This is a genomic window from Streptomyces sp. H39-S7, assembly GCF_027158205.1.
Taxonomy (GTDB): domain Bacteria; phylum Actinomycetota; class Actinomycetes; order Streptomycetales; family Streptomycetaceae; genus Actinacidiphila.
Genome location: NZ_JAPVLU010000027.1, coordinates 16518 through 33859 on the forward strand (window position 1 = coordinate 16518; position 17342 = coordinate 33859).

Genomic DNA, 17342 nt, shown 5'->3' on the forward strand with positions numbered 1-17342 from the left:
CTCGTCGTCGTGCCACCGCTGTTCGTGGGACTCGGCCTGTTCTGCCTGACGCTGCGGCCGATGAACCGGCGCCAGGCGGCCTTCCTCACCGCGAACGAGGACGTGGCCGAGAGCGTGGGCGCGATGGCCGCGGGCCTGCGCGACATCGCCGCCTGCGGCGCCGAGGAGCGGATGACGGCGGAGGCCGAGCGGCGGATCGACACCGAGTTCCGGGCGTCCCGGGTCCTCGCCCGCTGGGGCGTGCTGCGCGCGCTGGCCCTGGGCGTCGGCGGCCGGCTCCCCGTCGTCCTGCTGCTCGTGTCGGCGCCGTGGCTGCTGCGGCGCGGGGTGACCGCGGGCGCGCTGGTCGGCGCCCTCGCCTACCTCACCCAGTCCCTGCTGCCCGCCCTGCAGAGCCTGACCCAGGGGCTGGGCACGGCCGGCTCGCGGTTCGTCGTCGTCCTCCAACGCCTGGTGCCGCAGGCCGGCGTACCGGACCCGGCAGACACCCGGGGCGAAGAGGGGCCGCCGCGCGCCGAGGTGCCCGCGCCCCGGCCCGCCGCTCCTGTTGCCCCAGCCGCCCCCGCCGGGGAGTTGCGCGGCGTGACCTTCGCATACGGGCGACTGGCCGAGCCCGTCGTCCGGGAGCTGGACCTCGTGGTGCCGCGCGGTTGCCATCTGGCGGTCGTCGGACCGAGCGGGATCGGCAAGTCGACCCTGGCGGGGCTCATCGGGGGGCTGCTGCGCCCGGGTGCGGGCGCGGTGGAGCTCGGCGGCCGGCCGCTGCGGGAGGGGCCGGCCGCCGACCTGCCGGGGATGCGGGTGCTGATTCCCCAGGAGGCGTACGTCTTCGCGGGAAGCGTGCGGGACAACCTCTCCTACCTGTGCCCCGAGCCCGTGCCCGACGACCGGCTGCTCGCGGCGGTCGCGACCGTCGGTATGACGGAGCTGCTCGACCGGATGGGCGGGCTGGACGCCGTCGCGGAGCCGGGAACCCTGTCCCAGGGGGAGCGGCAACTGCTGGCGCTGACCCGCGCCGACCTGTCGCCCGCGCCGCTGGTGCTGCTCGACGAGGCGACCTGCTACCTCGACCCCGTGGCGGAGGCGCGCGCGGAACGGGCCTTCGCGCTGCGACCCGGCGGCGGAGCGCTGATCGTGATCGCCCACCGCATCAGCTCGGCGCGGCGCGCGGACCGGGTGCTGGTCATGGACGGTACGCACACGGTCTGCGGTAGCCACGAGGAGCTGCTGGAGCGGTCCGCGCTCTACCGGGACCTGGTGGGGAACTGGTCAGAGCCAGCCGGCCACCCGCGATATTCGTATCGCGTCGACCCGGTTGCGGGCGCCGGTCTTGCGGGTGATCGCGGCCATGTAGTTGCGCACGGTGCCGTTGCACAGGTGCAGGACGCGGGCGATCTCGCCGATGGACGCGCCCTCGGCGGCGAGTGACAGCACGCTCAACTCGCGGGGCGTCAGCGGGATGTCGGCCGCCTGGAGGAAGTCGAAGGCGAGCGAGTTGTCGACGAAACGTTCCCCCATGGCGACCCTGCGAATACCGCGGACCAGTTCCTCCGGCGCTGCGTCCTTGTTGACGAAACCCAGCGCACGGGCCTGCGACGCGCGGCGCAGCAGGCCCGGTCGGCTCGCGGTGGCCAGCACGAGCAACGCGCATTTCTGGCCGACCGCGAGGTCCTGTAACTCCGTCAGCTGGGAGACGTCTCCGGAGTTGGCACCCGGACAGTCCACGTCGACGACACACACTTGAGGCTGTAACGAGCGGGCGCGTCTTGGTGCGTTGCGCCATGGCGTCGCCACCACTTCGATGTCGTGTTCCCTGCCCAGCAGCGCTGCGAGCGCGGATCGCATGAGCCATGTGTCATGTACCAGTAAAACCCGGATCACATTCCGCCCCTTTGAGAACCCCATGGACCAGACCTAGTGAGCAAAGCCATTCGTACCCTCGATGTCGGCAGGGATGGCCCCGTAATCCGGCCAACGAGAGGCACGCAGGCGCATTCACAGCGCCCGTGTGCCCCCCGCACGCTGGGAATGTGCGTACGACAGGGTCCGTACGGCGGTGCCCCCGGCACATTCCGCCGGCCCGCAACGGCAGGTCCGGCCTCCGGTGGCGGAGCCGGGTTCTCAGGCGTGCCGCTCCGGCGCCGTCAGATCGATCAGGCGGCACACCGTTTCGATGTCGATTTTCACCTGTGCGATGGAGGCGCGACCGGACAGCCAGGTCACGAGAGCCGAGTGCCAGGTGTGCTCGATCACCCGGACCGCGGAGAGCTGGTCGGCCGTGGGCGGACCGTCCAGGCCCATCGCGTCCAGGATGATCGCGGTGGTGAGCCGGGAGACGGTGTCGACCTCGGGGCTCACGGAACGGTCGGCGAACGTCAGGGCGCGCACCATCGCGTCGGCCAGATGGGGCTCGCGCTGCATCGCGCGGAAGGCGCGCATCAGCGTCTCGGCGACCCGGTCGGCCGGCTCGGCGGTGACGGGCGGACGCTTGCGCAGCGTCTCGTGCATCTGGCCGAGCTGGTCCTGCATGGTGGCGACCAGCAGATGGATCTTGGACGGGAAGTAGCGGTAGAGCGTGCCGAGTGCGACGCCCGAGTTCTCGGCGACCTCACGCATCTGCACCGCGTCGAAACCGCCGCGGCAGGCGAGCTGCGCGCTGGCGTGCAGGATGCGACGGCGGCGCGCCTCCTGACGTTCGGTCAGCAGGGGCGACGACGGAGTCGGCGGCTTGGGTTCTGTTGTCATATGTCCCATTCCGTGACATTCCATCCGTAATCCGCGGTCACCGTGGCACTGCGTTGCATGATGGCAGGACCGGTGTCGTGGTGCGAATCACCTGGTCCGCCTCATTCGGGGCCGTGCCGCTGCCGGTAGATTCGGTTCTGAACGTTCGAGTCTGAAACTTGTTCTAGATTAGCGCGACCGGTTACGCTCCGGCGGAAGTGAGTGAGAAGGGGGCCGGGAGTGACCGTTGAGGCCATGCCACTACGGATCGCGCTGCTCACCTACAAGGGGAACCCCTTCTGCGGGGGCCAGGGCGTCTACGTACGCCATCTCTCCCGTGAGCTCGCCCGGCTCGGCCACACCGTCGAGGTGATCGGTGCCCAGCCCTACCCGGTGCTCGACGCCGTCGGTGCGGGCGTGACCCTCACCGAACTGCCCAGCCTGGACCTGTACCGGCAGCCGGACCCGTTCCGCAATCCCCGGCTCGCCGAGTACCGCGACTGGATCGACGCGGTCGAGGTCGGCACGATGTGGACCGGCGGCTTCCCCGAGCCGCTGACCTTCTCGCTGCGCGCCCGCCGGCACCTGACGGCCCGGCGCGGCGAGTTCGACGTGATCCACGACAACCAGACGCTCGGCTACGGGCTGCTCGGCCTGGGCACCCCGCTGGTCACCACGATCCACCACCCCATCACCGTCGACCGGCGCCTCGACCTGGCCGCCGCGCCCGGCTGGAAGCGCCGGCTGTCCGTGCGCCGCTGGTACGGCTTCACGCAGATGCAGAAGCGCGTCGCGCGCCGGCTGCCGTCCGTGCTGACCGTCTCCGGCTCCTCCCGCGCCGAGATCGTGGAGGACCTGGGGGTGGCGGAGGACCGCGTCCACGTCGTCCACATCGGTGCCGACACCACGCTCTTCTCGCCGGACGCCGCGGTGCCCGAGATCCCCGGCCGCATCGTCACCACCTCCAGCGCCGACGTGCCGCTCAAGGGCCTGATCCACCTCGTCGAAGCGCTCGCCAAGCTCCGCGCGGAGCGTCCCGACGCGCATCTCGTCGTCGTCGGCAGGCGCGCCGAGGACGGACCGGTCGCCGCGGCCATCACCCGGTTCGGCCTCGAAGGCGCCATCGAGTTCGTCAAGGGCATCACCGACGCCGAACTCGTCGACCTCATCCGCGGCGCCGAGGTCGCCTGCGTCCCCTCGCTCTACGAAGGCTTCTCGCTGCCCGCCGCCGAGGCGATGGCCACCGGCACCCCGCTGGTCGCCACCACCGGAGGCGCGATCCCCGAGGTCGCCGGGACCGACGGCGAGACCTGTCTGGCCGTACCCCCCGGCGACGCCGGCGCGCTCGCCACCGCCCTGGGCCGGCTGCTCGGGGACGCGGACCTGCGCCGCCGCCTCGGCGCGGCCGGCCGGGAGCGCGTCCTGCGCCGCTTCACCTGGGAACAGGCCGCCATCGGCACTGCCGAGCACTACCGAGCGGCGATCGCCGCACAGTCCGCCGCCCCCGCCCCGACCCACCGGACGAAAGCAGAGGCTCCGTGCTGACCGTCGACTTCTCCCGTTTCCCGCTCGCCCCTGGCGACCGGGTCCTCGACCTGGGCTGCGGCGCCGGAAGGCACGCCTTCGAGTGCTACCGGCGCGGCGCCAACGTCGTCGCCCTGGACCGCAACGGCGACGAGATCCGCGAGGTCGCCAAATGGTTCGCGGCGATGAAGGCCGAGGGCGAGGCCCCGGCCGGCGCGTCCGCCGTCGCCATGGAGGGCGACGCGCTCCAACTGCCGTTCCCCGACGACAGCTTCGACGTCGTGATCATCTCCGAGGTCATGGAGCACATCCCGGACGACAAGGGCGTACTCGCCGAGATGGTGCGCGTGCTGCGGCCCGGCGGCCGGATCGCGATCACCGTGCCGCGCTACGGACCCGAGAAGATCTGCTGGGCGCTCTCCGACGCCTACCACGAGGTCGAGGGCGGCCACATCCGCATCTACCGGGGTGACGAGCTGCTCGGCAAGATGCGCGAGGCGGGCCTCCGCCCCTACGGCACCCACCACGCGCACGGGCTGCACTCCCCGTACTGGTGGATCAAGTGCGCCGTCGGCGTCGACAACGACAAGGCCCTGCCGGTGAAGCTCTACCACAAGCTCCTGGTCTGGGACATCATGAAGAAGCCGCTGGCCACCAAGGTCGCCGAGCAGGCCCTCAACCCACTGATCGGCAAGAGCTTCGTGGCCTACGCCACCAAGCCGCACACCCCCGTGCTGGATGCGCGGGTGGACGCGTGACGAGTCCGGGGCGCACCGAACACCTCATCCTGCCCGGAGTCCTCACCGCCGAGCAGGCCGAAGTGACCGTGGCGGGCATCGCCGCCATCCAGCGGGCGGACGGCGCCATACCGTGGTTCACCGGCGGGCACCTCGACCCGTGGGACCACGTCGAGGCCGCCATGGCCCTGGACGCGGCGGGCGAGCACGGCCGCGCGGAGGCCGCGTACCGCTGGCTCGCCGACCGGCAGAACGCCGACGGCTCCTGGTACGCGTCCTACTCGTACGCGGGCGACGTGCCGGGCGCGGAGGCGGCCGTCGCGGCGGGCGAGCCCACCGACCGGACCCGCGAGACCAACTTCGTCGCCTACGTGGCCGTCGGCATCTGGCACCACTACCTGTCCACGGGCGACGACGCGTTCCTGGAACGCCTGTGGCCGACGCTCTACGCCGCCGTGGAGTTCGTGCTCGCGCTCCAGCTGCCCGGCGGCCAGATCGCCTGGAAGCGCGACGACGACGGCGGCTTCCCCGAGGAGGCGCTGCTCACCGGCTCGTCCTCGATCTACCAGGCGCTGCGCTGCGCGCTGGCCGTCGCGGACTACCGCGAGGAGCCGCAGCCCGACTGGGAGCTGGCGACCGGCCTGCTCGGCCACGCGGTGCTGCACCACCCCGAGCGCTTCCTCGACAAGGGGCGCTTCTCCATGGACTGGTACTACCCGGTGCTCGGCACCGCGCTGCGCGGCCCGGCCGCCAAGCAGCGCATCGAGGCGCACTGGGAGACGTTCGTGGTGCCGGGGCTCGGCGTCCGCTGCGTCTCGGACCGGCCCTGGGTCACCGGCGGGGAGAGCGCGGAACTCGCCCTGGCCCTGTGGGCGATGGGCGAGTCCGACCGCGCCGTGGAGATCCTCGCCGACATCCAGCACCTGCGCACCGGGGACGACGGGATGTACTGGACGGGCTACGTCTTCGACGACGACGCCGTCTGGCCGGAGGAACGCACCTCCTGGACGGCCGGGGCACTGCTGCTCGCGGTGGCCGCGCTCGGGGGCGACGAGGCGACCACGGCGGTGTTCGGCGGAGAACGCCTCCCGATCGGCCTGGCCCCGGACGACGCGGGCTGCTGCTAGTCCGCTGCCGGTCCGCACACGGTTCCGCATACGGTGCTGCCGCCAGGGTCGGTCCGACCCTGGCGGCGGTAACAGCCGGTTCTGCTTCTGCTGTGCCGTTCTCCTGTGCTCCGCGCGTCAGGCCCGGTTGACGCGGCCGGCCACGGCATGGCCGATGACCAGGTAAACCACGGCCGGCAGGCCGTAGTTCAGCACGGTGCGGAGGTTGTCCGAATCCATGGTGAACAGGTCGAGGGACCAGCCGGCGAGCCAATTCGCCGAATGGTGAACCCAGTTGACCAGGTCATTGGCCTTGTTGGCGTCGAGCAGATACATGAGTATCCACAGGATCAGGATCAAGGCCGCGACATCTGCGACGATCAGTATGATCGCCGCTGCGGGATTGCCTCGGTAGCGTCTGGACATGTCCCTCGCATTGCCCCGATAGGCTGGTTGAAACTGCTGATGGAAAATCCTTTCGAAGTGAAGTAGTGGAGGGATGGCGGCGCATGGCCTGGTTGGAGCACGAGACGTACTGCACGGCGATCGTCGAGGAGACCGCCCGGCTGCGTGACACACTCCGCGGTTCCGACCCGGGCGCCAAGGTGCCGACGTGCCCGGGCTGGACCCTGCACGAACTGGCGGCCCACGTCGGGCAGGCGCACCGCTGGGCCGAGACCATCGTCGGCACCAGAGCGGAGAAGTACCTCCCCGAGAGCCAGGTGCCGGACTACGAGGCCCCCGCCGGCCGGAAGCTGGACGGCTGGCTGGCCGAGGGCGCCGAGCGGTTCGCCGGCACGCTGCGCGAGGCCGGCCCCGAACTCCCCGTATGGACCTGGGCGCGGCCGCAGCAGGCGGGCTTCGGGGCGCGCCGGATGGTCCTGGAGACCCTGGTGCACCGGGCGGACGCCGCGCTGGCCACCTGGAGCGACTACCACGCACCGGCCGAGCTGGCCGCGGACGCGATCGACGAGTGGCTGGAGATCGTCACCGATCCCCTCGCCGTCGAGCAGACCCCGGAGCTGGCGGAACTGCGCGGCCACGGCCAGACCCTGCACCTGCACGCCACCGACAGCCCGGACGGCCTGGTCGCCGAATGGGTGATCGAGCGCGGCCCGGAATCCGTCACCTGGCGGCGCGAGCACGCCAAGGGCGACGTGGCGCTGCGAGCTCCCCTCACCGACCTGCTCCTCGCCTTCTACCGGCGGCTGCCGCTGGACAGTGAGCGCGTGCAGGTGCTCGGGGACCGCGAGCTGCTGGATCACTGGCTGGCCCGTACGGCGTTCTGAACCAGCCCGTACGGGGTGGGGGCCCGAGTGGCGGGGGTGTGCCGTCCGGGTGATCCTGCGAGGACGTGTGCCCGTCCGTTCCCGGAGGTCGACCGTGCCGAATGGCATCCCCCTGCGCCGCCTGCTGACCGCGTTCCTGCTGTGCGGCGCGCTCCTCACCGCGACGACCGCGTGCAACGACAAGGCGAAGGACGATGTGTCCGGCGGCAGCCCGACGGCGTCGACCACGGTGGAGCAGCAGAAGCTCGCCAAGACCCGCTTCGTCGCCAACGCCGGGCTCGCGGCGGGTGCCACCTACCAGTGGATCATCAAGCCGGCCCGCGACGGGAAGTTCAAGAAGGGCGCGGACGGCCGGACGTTCGCCCTGGTCAAGGGCGGTCTGGCCGGGGCGTTCGCCTACAACCGGCTCAAGGCGGCGTCGGAGAACGCCAAGGGCGACCCGACACTCTCCAAGCTGATGGCCCCGCTGACCAGCGGAATCGCCGCCCTGAAGGATCTTCCCAGCCAGTTGCGGAAGGGCGATTCGACGGACGACGTGGTGAGCACCTTCCAGAAGACGATCGACGACGTGAAGGAGGCGGGCAAGCAGGCCGGCGCGGAAGTGAAGGACAAGATCCCGTCCACGAGCGAACTGGGCGGCTGACGACCTCGGACAGGTCCTAGCCGTTCAACTCCGCCAGCACGCGCAGCGTGTCCGGGTCGGGTGCTGTCACCAGCAGGTCGGTGACCGGGCCCGACCGCCACAGCTCCAGCCGCTCGGCGATCCGCTCCCGCGGCCCGACCAGCGAGATCTCGTCGGCGAAGGCGTCCGGCACGGCCAGCACCGCTTCCTCCCTGCGCCCGTCCAGGAAGAGCCGCTGGATGTGCCGCGCCTCCTCCTCGTACCCCATCCGGGCCATCAGGTCGGCGTGGAAGTTCTTCGCCTGCGCGCCCATCCCGCCGATGTAGAAGCCGAGCATCGCCTTGACCGGCAGCAGTCCCTCGGCCACGTCGTCGCACACCGTGGCCCGCACCAGGGGCGCGATCATGAATTCCTCGGGAGCCTCGGCCAGCGACAGCTCATAGACATCGGTACGCGACGGCGACCAGTACAGCGGCATCCAGCCGTCCGCGATGCGGGTCGTCTGGGCGATGTTCTTCGGGCCCTCGGCGCCGAGCAGGATCGGCAGGTCCGCCCGGAGCGGGTGGGTGATCGGCTTCAGCGCCTTGCCGAGGCCGGTACCGTCCTCCCCGGAGTACGGATGGCTATGGAACCGGCCCGCCAGTTCCACCGGGCCCTCGCGCCGGAAGACCTGCCGCAGGATGTCGACGTACTCACGCGTCGCGGTCAACGGGCTCTTCGGGAACGGCCGCCCGTACCACCCCTCGACCACCTGCGGTCCGGACAGCCCGAGTCCCAGCATCATCCGGCCGCCGGACAGATGGTCCAGGGTGAGCGCCTGCATCGCGGTGGCGGTGGGGGAGCGGGCGGCCATCTGCGCGATGCCCGTCCCCAGCATGATCCGCGAGGTGTGCGCGGCGATCCACGTCAACGGCGTGAACGCGTCGGACCCCCACGCCTCGGCGGTCCACACGGAGTAGTACCCCAGCCGCTCGGCCTCCCGCGCCAGTTCCACATCCTGTGGACGGGGACCGCGCCCCCAGTAGCCGAGTGCCAGCCCGAGCCTCATGGCGCCGCCCCTCCACCCATCTGACGATCCGTCAGGTCAGGACTGTACGGGACGCGCCGGAACGGCGAAAGACGTGAGCCCCCGCCCGGATCCCGGGCGGGGGCTCACAAGGCGCGAGGGTGATTCACCCGCCGGCGACGTCAGCCGCGCTGGATACCGCTCGAGTCCTGGAGCACGCCGCGACGCCCGTCCTGCGTCTGCGCGATCAGCGTCGCACCCCGCTGCTCGACCGCCAGGTACCACGTACCCGGCGCCAGCTCGGCGATCGGCGTCGAGGAACCGTCCTCCGCGAACAGCGGACGCGGCACCGGCACGGCGAACCAGAATGCCGTGAAGTCCTGGGAGCCGGACTGCGGCGGCTGGCCCTGCGCCGGCTGCTGCGACTGCGGGGCCGGGGAGGGCGCCTGGCCGCCGAAGGGATGCGGCTGCGGCTGTCCGCCGAACGACGGGTCGGGCGCCGGAGCGCCGGGGTAGCCGTAGCCACCCGGCTGCGGCTGACCCGGCTGGCCCGGCTGACCCAGGCCCGGCTGCGGCGCACCGTAGGGCGCGCCACCGTACGGCTGCGGCGGCTTCGGGGCACCCAGCAGCGGGGCCTGAAGAGCGGGCAGGCGGGACGAGAGCACCGCGAGGACCGCGAAGGCGAGGCCGAAGATGAGCGTCAGCCACGCGCCGGCGCCCTTGCTGATGCCGTCGTTGTCGCTGCCGTGGCCGATGTCCGGGATGACGGTCGAGAATACCGACCACAGCGCGGACCAGCCGACGAACACCGCCAGGGCGGTGCCCCACTGGTCGAGGGTCATTCCGAGCACCTGACGGCCCGCGGGCACCAGGGCCCGGCCGAGGACGATCAGGGCGGCGGCCGCCAGCGCGGCAAGGGTCACGGTCGGCAGCAGCGGGAAGAGCGCCGCGCTCCACGAGCTGACCGTCTCGTCTCCGGAACCAGCGTCGATGGAGAAGAACGGCAGGAACGAAGCGATCAGCAGCAGCACCGCTGCACCGATCACCGCGCCGTCTCCTCGGGACAGGGAGCGGATGTTCACGTAAGGTCCTTTGTCGGTCTCGGGGTCGTCGTCGCTGTCGCCGGAACGCGCAGCGCTCTCTACCAGTTCAGGGGCGAGGCGCGGGAATGGTCCCCCATCGTAAGGGTGCGGTTCGCGCGAGGTGAGCCGGGTGCGGCAACTGGTGCGCAATCGGCGCCGAATGGCTACCGGTTGGTCACCTCTTCCCCTGGAGGAAAGCCGTAATACCGTCAGCGATGCCCTCCGCGGCCCGCTGCCGCCATTGCGGATCGGTGAACTTCGCCGCGTCCTGGGCGTCCCGCATGTTGCCGCATTCGATGAGCACTTTGGGGACGGTGGAGAGGTTGAGCCCGCCCAGGTCGCTGCGGGCCATCAGACCCGTGCCGTCCGCCAGGTAGTTCGCGGGCGCCGAGCCCGACGCGGTCGCGAAGTGCGACTTCACCGCCACGCCGAGCAGGCCGGACGGCGCCACGATGGGGCGGGTGTCGGCGATCCCGGCGTTCACGGACGCCGGGGTGATCACGTGGAACCCGCGGTTCCCCGCCGCGGATCCGTCCCCGTGGATGGATACGGCCGCGTCCGCGTGCGCCTCGTTGCCGATGCGCGCCCGTTCGTCGATGCACGGTCCGAACGACCGGTCGCCGTCCTGCGTCAGCCGCACCTTCGCGCCGCGTTCGGCGAGCAGGGCGCGGACCCGCCGGGACACGTCGAGGCTGAACGACGCTTCGGCGTAGCCGGCGTTGGTGGACGTGCCGGTTGTGTCGCATTCCTTGCGAGAGATCCCGATATCGACAAGTCGGTTGATGTCCGCGGTGTGGTTGGCGTTGTTCGTGTTGTGGCCGGGGTCGATGACGACGGTCCTCCCCCTGAGCGGGAGCGCCGCCGGGGCGGGGGATGACCCGTTCGCCGGGGACGTACCGGGCGTACCGGACGCCTTCGGGTCCGGTTCCGCCGCCGAGGACGAACCCGGCACCGCGCCCGGACTCCCCGGGGGGACCGGCGACGAGGCCTTGGCGTTCGTCCGGTCGTCCGGGTTCGCCGGGGCGGCGGCCGACGGCAGGGGCAGCACGCGCTGGGCCCCGTCGTCGCCGCTCGGCCCGTGCATCGACTGGTACACGAGCCAGCCCGCGAAGCAGGTGGGAACCAGCGCGGCCACGGAAACAACCGCGGCGCCGGTCCTGCCGCTCATCCTCGACTCGTCGCTGAACACGGTTCCGATGCTATCGGCCGCCGGCGGCGGCCGTCTCAGATCCCGGGTCCTGTACGCCGCAGCACGCGCAGCGAGCGGGTCACGGAGACCTCCGTGAAGGCGCCGGAGTCCAGTGCCCGCCGGTACACCCGGTACGGCGCCTGGCCGCCGTCCGCCGGATCCGGGAACACGTCGTGCACCACGAGGACGCCGTCCGGCGCCACGTGCGGGGCCCAGCCCTCGTAGTCGGCGGTGGCGTGCTCGTCGGTGTGGCCGCCGTCGATGAAGACCAGCGCGAGCGGCCTGCCCCAGACCGCGGCGACCTGGGGGGAGCGGCCGGCGACGGCGATGACGTCGTCCTCGAAGCCGGCCGCGTGCAGGGTCCTCCGGAAGGTCGGGAGGGTGTCCATGAGGCCGGTCGCGGGGTCGACGAGGTCCTTGTCGTGGTACTCCCAGCCGGGCTGCTGCTCCTCGCTGCCCCGGTGGTGGTCGACGGTGACGGCCATGGTGCGGGCCGCTCGGGCCGCGGCGGCGAGCAGGATGGTGGAGCGGCCGCAGTACGTCCCCACTTCCAGCAGAGGGAGGCCGGGGAGGCGGGCGGCGGCGTCGGTGGCGGCGGCATGCAGGGCGAGGCCCTCGTCGAGCGGCATGAATCCCTTGGCGGCCTCGAACGCGGCTTGGTCGCGGGGGTGGAGGGTGGCCATGGCGCCGCCTTCTTTCGTCGTGACGGGGTGGTCGTTGCTGGGGCATCCTGCCAGGTGGGGCAGCGGTTCCGGTTCCCGGGTCCCGCGGACGGTCCGGCCTCCTCCGGAGGCGATGCGATATCTGACCTTCCGTCAGAATGGAACACGTTCTAGTATCCGTCCGCATGGGCATCGGAATCACCGAAGAGCACCAGGAGTTGGCCGCCGCCACCCGTGGGTGGGTCGCCCGGAATGTTCCTCCCGAAGCTGTGCGGGCAGCGCTGGACTCGCCGGGGGAGCCCGGGGCGCCGGCGTGGTGGGGGGAGGCCGCGGGGCAGGGCTTCCTGGGGGTGCACCTCGCGGAGGAGTTCGGCGGGGGCGGTGGGGGGCTGCTGGATCTGGCGGTCGTGCTGGAGGAGTCGGGGGCGGCCTGTCTGCCGGGGCCGTTCCTGCCGACCGTGCTGGCGGCAGCCGTGCTGACGCGGGCCGCGGAGGGCAAGGCGCTGCTGCCGGGGCTGGCCGACGGCAGCAGGATCGCGGCGGTCGCGCTGGGCGCGGGGTCGATGACGGCCGACCCGTCGGGGGCCGGCGGGTACGTCCTGGACGGCACCGCCCCGCCGGTGCTCGGCGGGGCGCGGGCCGGGCTGGTCCTGCTGCGGGCCGGCGAGCTGTGGATGGCGGTGGACGCCGACGCGCTGGAGGTGCGGGAGCGGTCCGGGGCCGATCCGACGCGGCGCACCGCCGAGGTGGTGGCGCGGCGGGTGGCCGTGCCGCCCGAGCGGGTGCTCGGGATCGCGCCGGGGGCGGTGGAGGACCTGGCGCGGGTGCTGTTCGCCGCCGAGGCGTGCGGGATCGCGGGCTGGGCGCTGCGTACGGCGACCGAGTACGCGAAGGTGCGCGAGCAGTTCGGGCGGCCCATCGGGCAGTTCCAGGCGGTGAAGCACGCGTGCGCGGACATGCTCGTACGGGTCGAGCAGGCGCGGGCGCTGACCTGGGACGCGGCGCGTGACGTGCTGCCGCTGACCGCCGCGATGGCGGCCGCCGCCGCGGTCGAGGCGGCCTTCGGCTGCGCCAAGGACTGCATCCAGATCCTCGGCGGCATCGGCTTCACCTGGGAGCACGACGCGCACCTGTATCTGCGCCGGGCGACCGCCGTGCGCCAGCTGCTCGGGCCGGGGCACACGTACCGGCTGCGGGTGGCGGAGCTGGCGGCGGAGGGGGCCCGGCGGGAGCTGCGGCTCGACCTGCCCCCGGAAGCGGCCGCCTACCGGGAGCGGGCGCGGACGGTGGTGGCGGCGGCCACCGGGCTCGACCCGGCCGCCGCGCGCAGGGCGCTCGCCCCGACGGGGTACGCCGCGCCGTATCTGCCGGCCCCGTACGGTCTGGGCGCCGGGCCCGTGCAGCAGCTGGCGGTGCAGCAGGAGCTGCGGGCGGCCGGGGTGAAGGTGAGCGACCTGGGGATCGCCACCTGGGTGGTGCCGTCGCTGATCGCGCACGGCAGCCAGGCGCAGCGGGACCGCTACCTGCCGCGCACGCTGCGCGGCGAGGCGCTGTGGTGCCAGTTGTTCTCGGAGCCGGGCGCGGGTTCCGACCTGGCCTCGCTGCGGACCCGGGCGGAGCGGCTGCCGGACGGCCGGTGGAAGGTCAACGGGCAGAAGGTGTGGACGTCGGCCGCCCAGTGGTCGGACTTCGGGATCCTGCTGGCCAGGACGGACCCGGCGGCGCCCAAGCACCAGGGCCTGACGTACTTCGTGGTGGACATGAAGCACACGCCCGGCATCGACATCCGGCCGCTGAAGGAGATCACCGGCGACTCGCTCTTCAACGAGGTGTACTTCGACGACGTCGTGCTACCGGAGGACGCGGTCGTCGGGGAGGTGGACGGCGGCTGGCGGGTGGCCCGCAACACGCTCGGCAACGAGCGCGTGCACATGGCGGACCAGGTGGCCTTCGACACCGGCCTGGAGGCGCTGATCGGACGGGTCGACGCGGCGGACGAGGTCGTGCGCGACCGGCTCGGCGCCCTGCTCGTGGAGGCGCACGCGCTGGCCTGCATCGGACTGCGGACCACATTGCAGCAGGTGTCGGGGTTGGAGCCGGGCGCCGGTGCCTCGGTGCGCAAGCTCGTCCAGACCCCGCACCAGCAGCGCATCGCCGAACTGGCGCTGGAACTGCTCGGCCCGGAGGGCGTCACGGACGAACGTGCCCTGCACGGATTCCTGATGGCGCGCTGCCTGACCATCGCGGGCGGCACGACGCAGGTGCAGCTCAATGTCGTCGCCGAGCGGATCCTCGGCCTCCCCCGTGACTGAACCCGCCACTGAACCCGTGACTGAAGGAGTGCGCATGGCCAGCAAGGTCTTCGTCGTCGGCGTCGGCATGACGAAGTTCGAGAAGCCCGAGACCCGCGACTGGCAGTACTGGGACATGGCGAAGGAGGCCGGCACCGCGGCCCTGGCCGACGCTGGGATCCCCTACGACCTCGTCGAGCAGGTGCCGGTCGGGTACTGCTACCAGGCGTCGACGGCGGGTCAGCGGGCCGTGTACGAGCTGGGGCTCAGCGGGGTGCCGGTCTACAACGTCAACAACAACTGCGCCACGGGCTCCACCGCGCTGATGATGGCCCGGCAGTTCGTGGCGGGCGGTCTCAACGACTGCGTGCTGGCACTCGGCTTCGAGAAGATGACCAAGGGCGCGCTGGGTGCCGGGTCCAGTGGGGGCGACTTCGCGACCTCGCCGGTGGCCCGGCACTACGGGGTGATGGCGGCGAAGCACGGCTTCGAGATGACCCCGCCGACCGCCCAGATCTTCGGGAACGCCGCGCGGGAGCACATGGAGCGCTACGGCACGACGGCGGAGCAGCTGGCAGGGGTCGGGGCCAAGAACCACGGGCACTCGGCGAACAACCCCAACGCCCAGTTCCAGGACGTCTACACCGTCGAGGAGATCCTGGCCGCCAGGACCATCCACGCCCCGCTGACCAAGCTGCAGTGCTCACCGACCTCGGACGGCGCTGCCGCCGCGGTGGTGGTCTCGGAGCGCTTCGTGCGCGAGCACGGTCTGGAGGACCGGGCCGTGGAGATAGTCGGCCAGGCGATGACCACGGACACCGGCGAGAGCTTCTCGTCGGGCTCCTGCATCGACGTGGTGGGCAAGCCCATGTCGCGGGCGGCGGCGCACGCGGTCTACGAGGAGTCCGGGCTCGGGATCGAGGACGTCGACGTCATCGAGCTCCATGACTGCTTCTCGATCAACGAGTTGCTGACGTACGAGGCGCTCGGCATGTGCGGGGAGGGCGGGTCCGGCAAGCTCATCGGCGACGGCGCCACCACGTACGGCGGGCGCTGGGTCGTCAACCCGTCAGGCGGCCTGATCTCCAAGGGCCACCCGCTCGGCGCCACCGGCCTCGCGCAGGCGGCCGAACTGGTCTGGCAGCTGCGGGGCGAGGCGGGACCGCGGCAGGTCGAGGGCGCCGGGGTCGGCCTCGCGCACAACATCGGGCTGGGCGGCGCCGCGGTCGTCACCCTGCTGCGGCGGACACTTCCGTAACGGGCTTCACAGCCAGCCGTTCTGGCGGGCCGAGCGGACGGCCTCCATGCGGTTGCGGGTGCCGGTCTTGCCGATCGCCGCGGAGAGGTAGTTGCGGACGGTGGACTCCGAGAGGTGGAGTTTGCCCGCGATGTCGGAGACGGTGGCCCCGTCGGCGGCCGCGTTGAGCACGTCCTGCTCCCGCCCGGTGAGCGGGTTGGGCCCGGCGCTCAGGGCGGCCGCCGCGAGGGCCGGGTCGACGACGCGTTCGCCGGCCAGGACCCGGCGGATGGCGCCCGCCAGCTCCTCGACCGGGCCGTCCTTGACGAGGAAGCCGGCGGCGCCCGCCTCCATCGCGCGGCGCAGATAGCCCGGCCGGCCGAAGGTGGTGAGTATCAGCACCTGGCAGGACGGCAGTTGCGTGCGCAGGTCCGCGGCGGCGTCGAGCCCGCTGCGGCCGGGGAGTTCGATGTCGAGCAGCGCGATGTCCGGCCGGGCGGCCAGCGCCGCCTCGACGATCAGGTCGCCGGCCGCCACCTGGGCGACGACCTCGATGTCGTCCTCCAGGTCCAGGAGGAGCGCCAGCGCGCCCCGCATCATGCCCTGGTCCTCGGCCAGCAGTACCCGGATCGGGTCGGTCATGCGGCGTATTCCTCCTCGACGGGCAGTTCCGCGGTCACCTGGAAGCCCCGGCGCTGCGCCGGGCCCGCGTCCAGGGAGCCGCCGGCCGCGGCGAGCCGTTCCGACAGGCCCTTGAGGCCGGTGCCGATGCGGTGCGCCGGGGCGGTGGCGACCGCCTCCGAGCCTACGCCGGAGCCGTTGTCGGTGATCGTCAGGCGGGCCCTTCCGCCGGTGGAGCGCAGCTCGATCTCGCACGAGGAAGCGCCGCTGTGCCGTACGACGTTGGTGACGCCCTCGCGGACCACCCAGCCCAGCAGCGCCTCGGCCTGCGGGGGCAGCGGCGGCCCGGACTCCAGGACGACGACCTCGATGTCGGAGGCGGACAGCGCGGAGCGGGCCCGGTCCAGTTCGGTGGCGAGGCTGCCCTCGCGGTAGCCGGTGACGGCCTCGCGGATCTCGGTGAGGGCCTGCCGGCCGACCGCCTCGATGTCGGCGACCTGGGTGAGGGCCGCGTCCATGTCGCGCGGCGCCAGCCGGCGGGCGGCCTCGGACTTGACCACGATGACGGAGAGCGTGTGGCCGAGCAGGTCGTGCAGATCGCGGGAGAAGCGCATCCGCTCCTCCGCCACCGCGCTGCGTGCCAGCTCCTGGCGGGTGGCCTTGAGCATCTGGACGGCGTCGAAGAGGGTGAGGATCACGGACACGACCAGGCCGGACAGGAAGGTGCCGTAGGAGAGGGTCGCGGTGTTCCAGAAGCTCTCGTGGTGCACCATCCCGCTGATGACCCCGCTCGAGACGCTCAGCCCGATGAGGACCAGGCCCAGCCGGCGGCCGCGGGCGCTGACGCCGCACGCCAGGGACAGCAGCGGGAAGAGCAGCAGCCAGTTGCCCCCGTAGCCGAGGGTGAGGGCGAAGGTGACGGTGGCCTGGGCGATCAGCAGCCGGACCGGTACCGGGCCGCCCTTGTAGCGGTCGCTGAAACCGGAGCGGACGGCGCAGACGTACAGGACGCAGAACACCGCGAGGCCGGTGCCGGCCAGCCAGGGGTGCGCCACCTGGCCCGTGGCCACGTCGACGGCCGGTCCGCTGGCCATCAGCAGCCAGGGGACGAGCGACCCGCCGTCCGGGCCCTTCATCCGGTCGATCTCCTCGCCGAAGTCGCGGGGCCCGTCCCCGGCGCAGCCGCCGCCCCACCGGCCCCAGGCCCGCAGTCCCCACATGTCGACCATGCCCGTTCCACTCCCCGTCCAGC

The 17342-nt window shown here is 72.2% G+C and carries 16 protein-coding genes and 1 pseudogene; 8 read left to right on the forward strand and 9 right to left on the reverse strand.

Translation table 11 applies throughout. The annotated features are described in order from the left end of the window. Positions 1-171: 171 nt before the first annotated feature. Positions 172-999: pseudogene (locus tag O3X23_RS43975) on the forward strand (ATP-binding cassette domain-containing protein); the annotation flags it as partial. Positions 1000-1269: 270 nt separating this feature from the next. Here the strand turns inward: O3X23_RS43975 and O3X23_RS43980 are convergent. Both O3X23_RS43980 and O3X23_RS25030 read right to left on the reverse strand, forming a co-directional pair. Next, complete coding sequence (locus tag O3X23_RS43980; protein ID WP_331283945.1) at positions 1270-1845, reverse strand: response regulator transcription factor; 576 nt, start codon at positions 1843-1845, stop codon at positions 1270-1272. A 276-nt stretch (positions 1846-2121) separates the two neighbouring features. Further along, complete coding sequence (locus O3X23_RS25030) at positions 2122-2745, reverse strand: TetR family transcriptional regulator (protein WP_269273788.1); 624 nt, start codon at positions 2743-2745, stop codon at positions 2122-2124. A 234-nt stretch (positions 2746-2979) separates the two neighbouring features. Here O3X23_RS25030 and O3X23_RS25035 point away from each other — a divergent pair, with 234 nt between their 5' ends. The 3 genes from O3X23_RS25035 to O3X23_RS25045 are packed head-to-tail and all read left to right on the forward strand — an operon-like array spanning position 2980 to position 6112. Then, a complete protein-coding gene (locus tag O3X23_RS25035; RefSeq protein WP_269273790.1) occupies positions 2980-4269 on the forward strand; it encodes a glycosyltransferase family 4 protein in 1290 nt (429 codons plus the stop codon). Continuing rightward, positions 4263-5006, forward strand: a complete 744-nt coding sequence (locus O3X23_RS25040) for a class I SAM-dependent methyltransferase (RefSeq protein ID WP_269273791.1) — start codon at positions 4263-4265, stop codon at positions 5004-5006. Before O3X23_RS25035 ends, O3X23_RS25040 begins: the two co-directional genes overlap by 7 nt. Continuing rightward, complete coding sequence (locus O3X23_RS25045) at positions 5003-6112, forward strand: prenyltransferase (RefSeq protein WP_269273792.1); 1110 nt, start codon at positions 5003-5005, stop codon at positions 6110-6112. Before O3X23_RS25040 ends, O3X23_RS25045 begins: the two co-directional genes overlap by 4 nt. 117 nt (positions 6113-6229) lie before the next feature. On the opposite strand, the gene O3X23_RS25050 is transcribed toward O3X23_RS25045, so the two are convergent. Further along, positions 6230-6517 (reverse strand): hypothetical protein, encoded by a 288-nt coding sequence (locus O3X23_RS25050; RefSeq protein WP_269273794.1) that lies wholly within the window; start codon positions 6515-6517, stop codon positions 6230-6232. Between the two features lie 83 nt (positions 6518-6600). On the opposite strand from O3X23_RS25050, the gene O3X23_RS25055 reads away from it, so the two are divergent. Continuing rightward, positions 6601-7380 carry a maleylpyruvate isomerase family mycothiol-dependent enzyme gene (locus O3X23_RS25055; protein ID WP_269273796.1) on the forward strand — a complete coding sequence of 260 codons (780 nt, stop codon included), beginning with the start codon at positions 6601-6603 and terminating at the stop codon, positions 7378-7380. Positions 7381-7474: 94 nt separating this feature from the next. Next, a complete protein-coding gene (locus O3X23_RS25060) occupies positions 7475-8023 on the forward strand; it encodes a hypothetical protein (protein WP_269273797.1) in 549 nt (182 codons plus the stop codon). 16 nt (positions 8024-8039) lie between these two features. Here O3X23_RS25060 and O3X23_RS25065 read toward each other — a convergent pair whose 3' ends face one another. The 4 genes from O3X23_RS25065 to O3X23_RS25080 form a co-directional block, all read right to left on the reverse strand. Then, on the reverse strand, positions 8040-9050 hold the full coding sequence (locus O3X23_RS25065; protein WP_269273798.1) for an LLM class F420-dependent oxidoreductase: 1011 nt from the start codon (positions 9048-9050) through the stop codon (positions 8040-8042). A gap of 140 nt (positions 9051-9190) precedes the next feature. Continuing rightward, positions 9191-10090, reverse strand: a complete 900-nt coding sequence (locus tag O3X23_RS25070; protein WP_269273800.1) for a DUF5336 domain-containing protein — start codon at positions 10088-10090, stop codon at positions 9191-9193. A 175-nt stretch (positions 10091-10265) separates the two neighbouring features. Beyond that, positions 10266-11258, reverse strand: coding sequence for an N-acetylmuramoyl-L-alanine amidase (locus tag O3X23_RS25075; protein WP_269273879.1), 993 nt, complete (start codon positions 11256-11258; stop codon positions 10266-10268). A gap of 56 nt (positions 11259-11314) precedes the next feature. Then, the gene (locus O3X23_RS25080) at positions 11315-11962 is read right to left on the reverse strand and encodes a class I SAM-dependent methyltransferase (protein WP_269273801.1); all 648 of its coding nucleotides are present in this window, start codon (positions 11960-11962) and stop codon (positions 11315-11317) included. Positions 11963-12126: 164 nt separating this feature from the next. On the opposite strand from O3X23_RS25080, the gene O3X23_RS25085 reads away from it, so the two are divergent. Then, positions 12127-14253, forward strand: a complete 2127-nt coding sequence (locus tag O3X23_RS25085) for an acyl-CoA dehydrogenase (RefSeq protein WP_269273802.1) — start codon at positions 12127-12129, stop codon at positions 14251-14253. Positions 14254-14287: 34 nt separating this feature from the next. Next, positions 14288-15490 carry a lipid-transfer protein gene (locus O3X23_RS25090; protein WP_269273803.1) on the forward strand — a complete coding sequence of 401 codons (1203 nt, stop codon included), beginning with the start codon at positions 14288-14290 and terminating at the stop codon, positions 15488-15490. Between the two features lie 6 nt (positions 15491-15496). Here O3X23_RS25090 and O3X23_RS25095 read toward each other — a convergent pair whose 3' ends face one another. Both O3X23_RS25095 and O3X23_RS25100 read right to left on the reverse strand, forming a co-directional pair. After that, complete coding sequence (locus O3X23_RS25095) at positions 15497-16111, reverse strand: response regulator transcription factor (RefSeq protein WP_269273804.1); 615 nt, start codon at positions 16109-16111, stop codon at positions 15497-15499. Then, positions 16108-17319 (reverse strand): sensor histidine kinase, encoded by a 1212-nt coding sequence (locus O3X23_RS25100; protein WP_443047963.1) that lies wholly within the window; start codon positions 17317-17319, stop codon positions 16108-16110. The genes O3X23_RS25095 and O3X23_RS25100 overlap by 4 nt, the downstream gene beginning before the upstream one ends. Between the last annotated feature and the right edge of the window lie 23 nt (positions 17320-17342).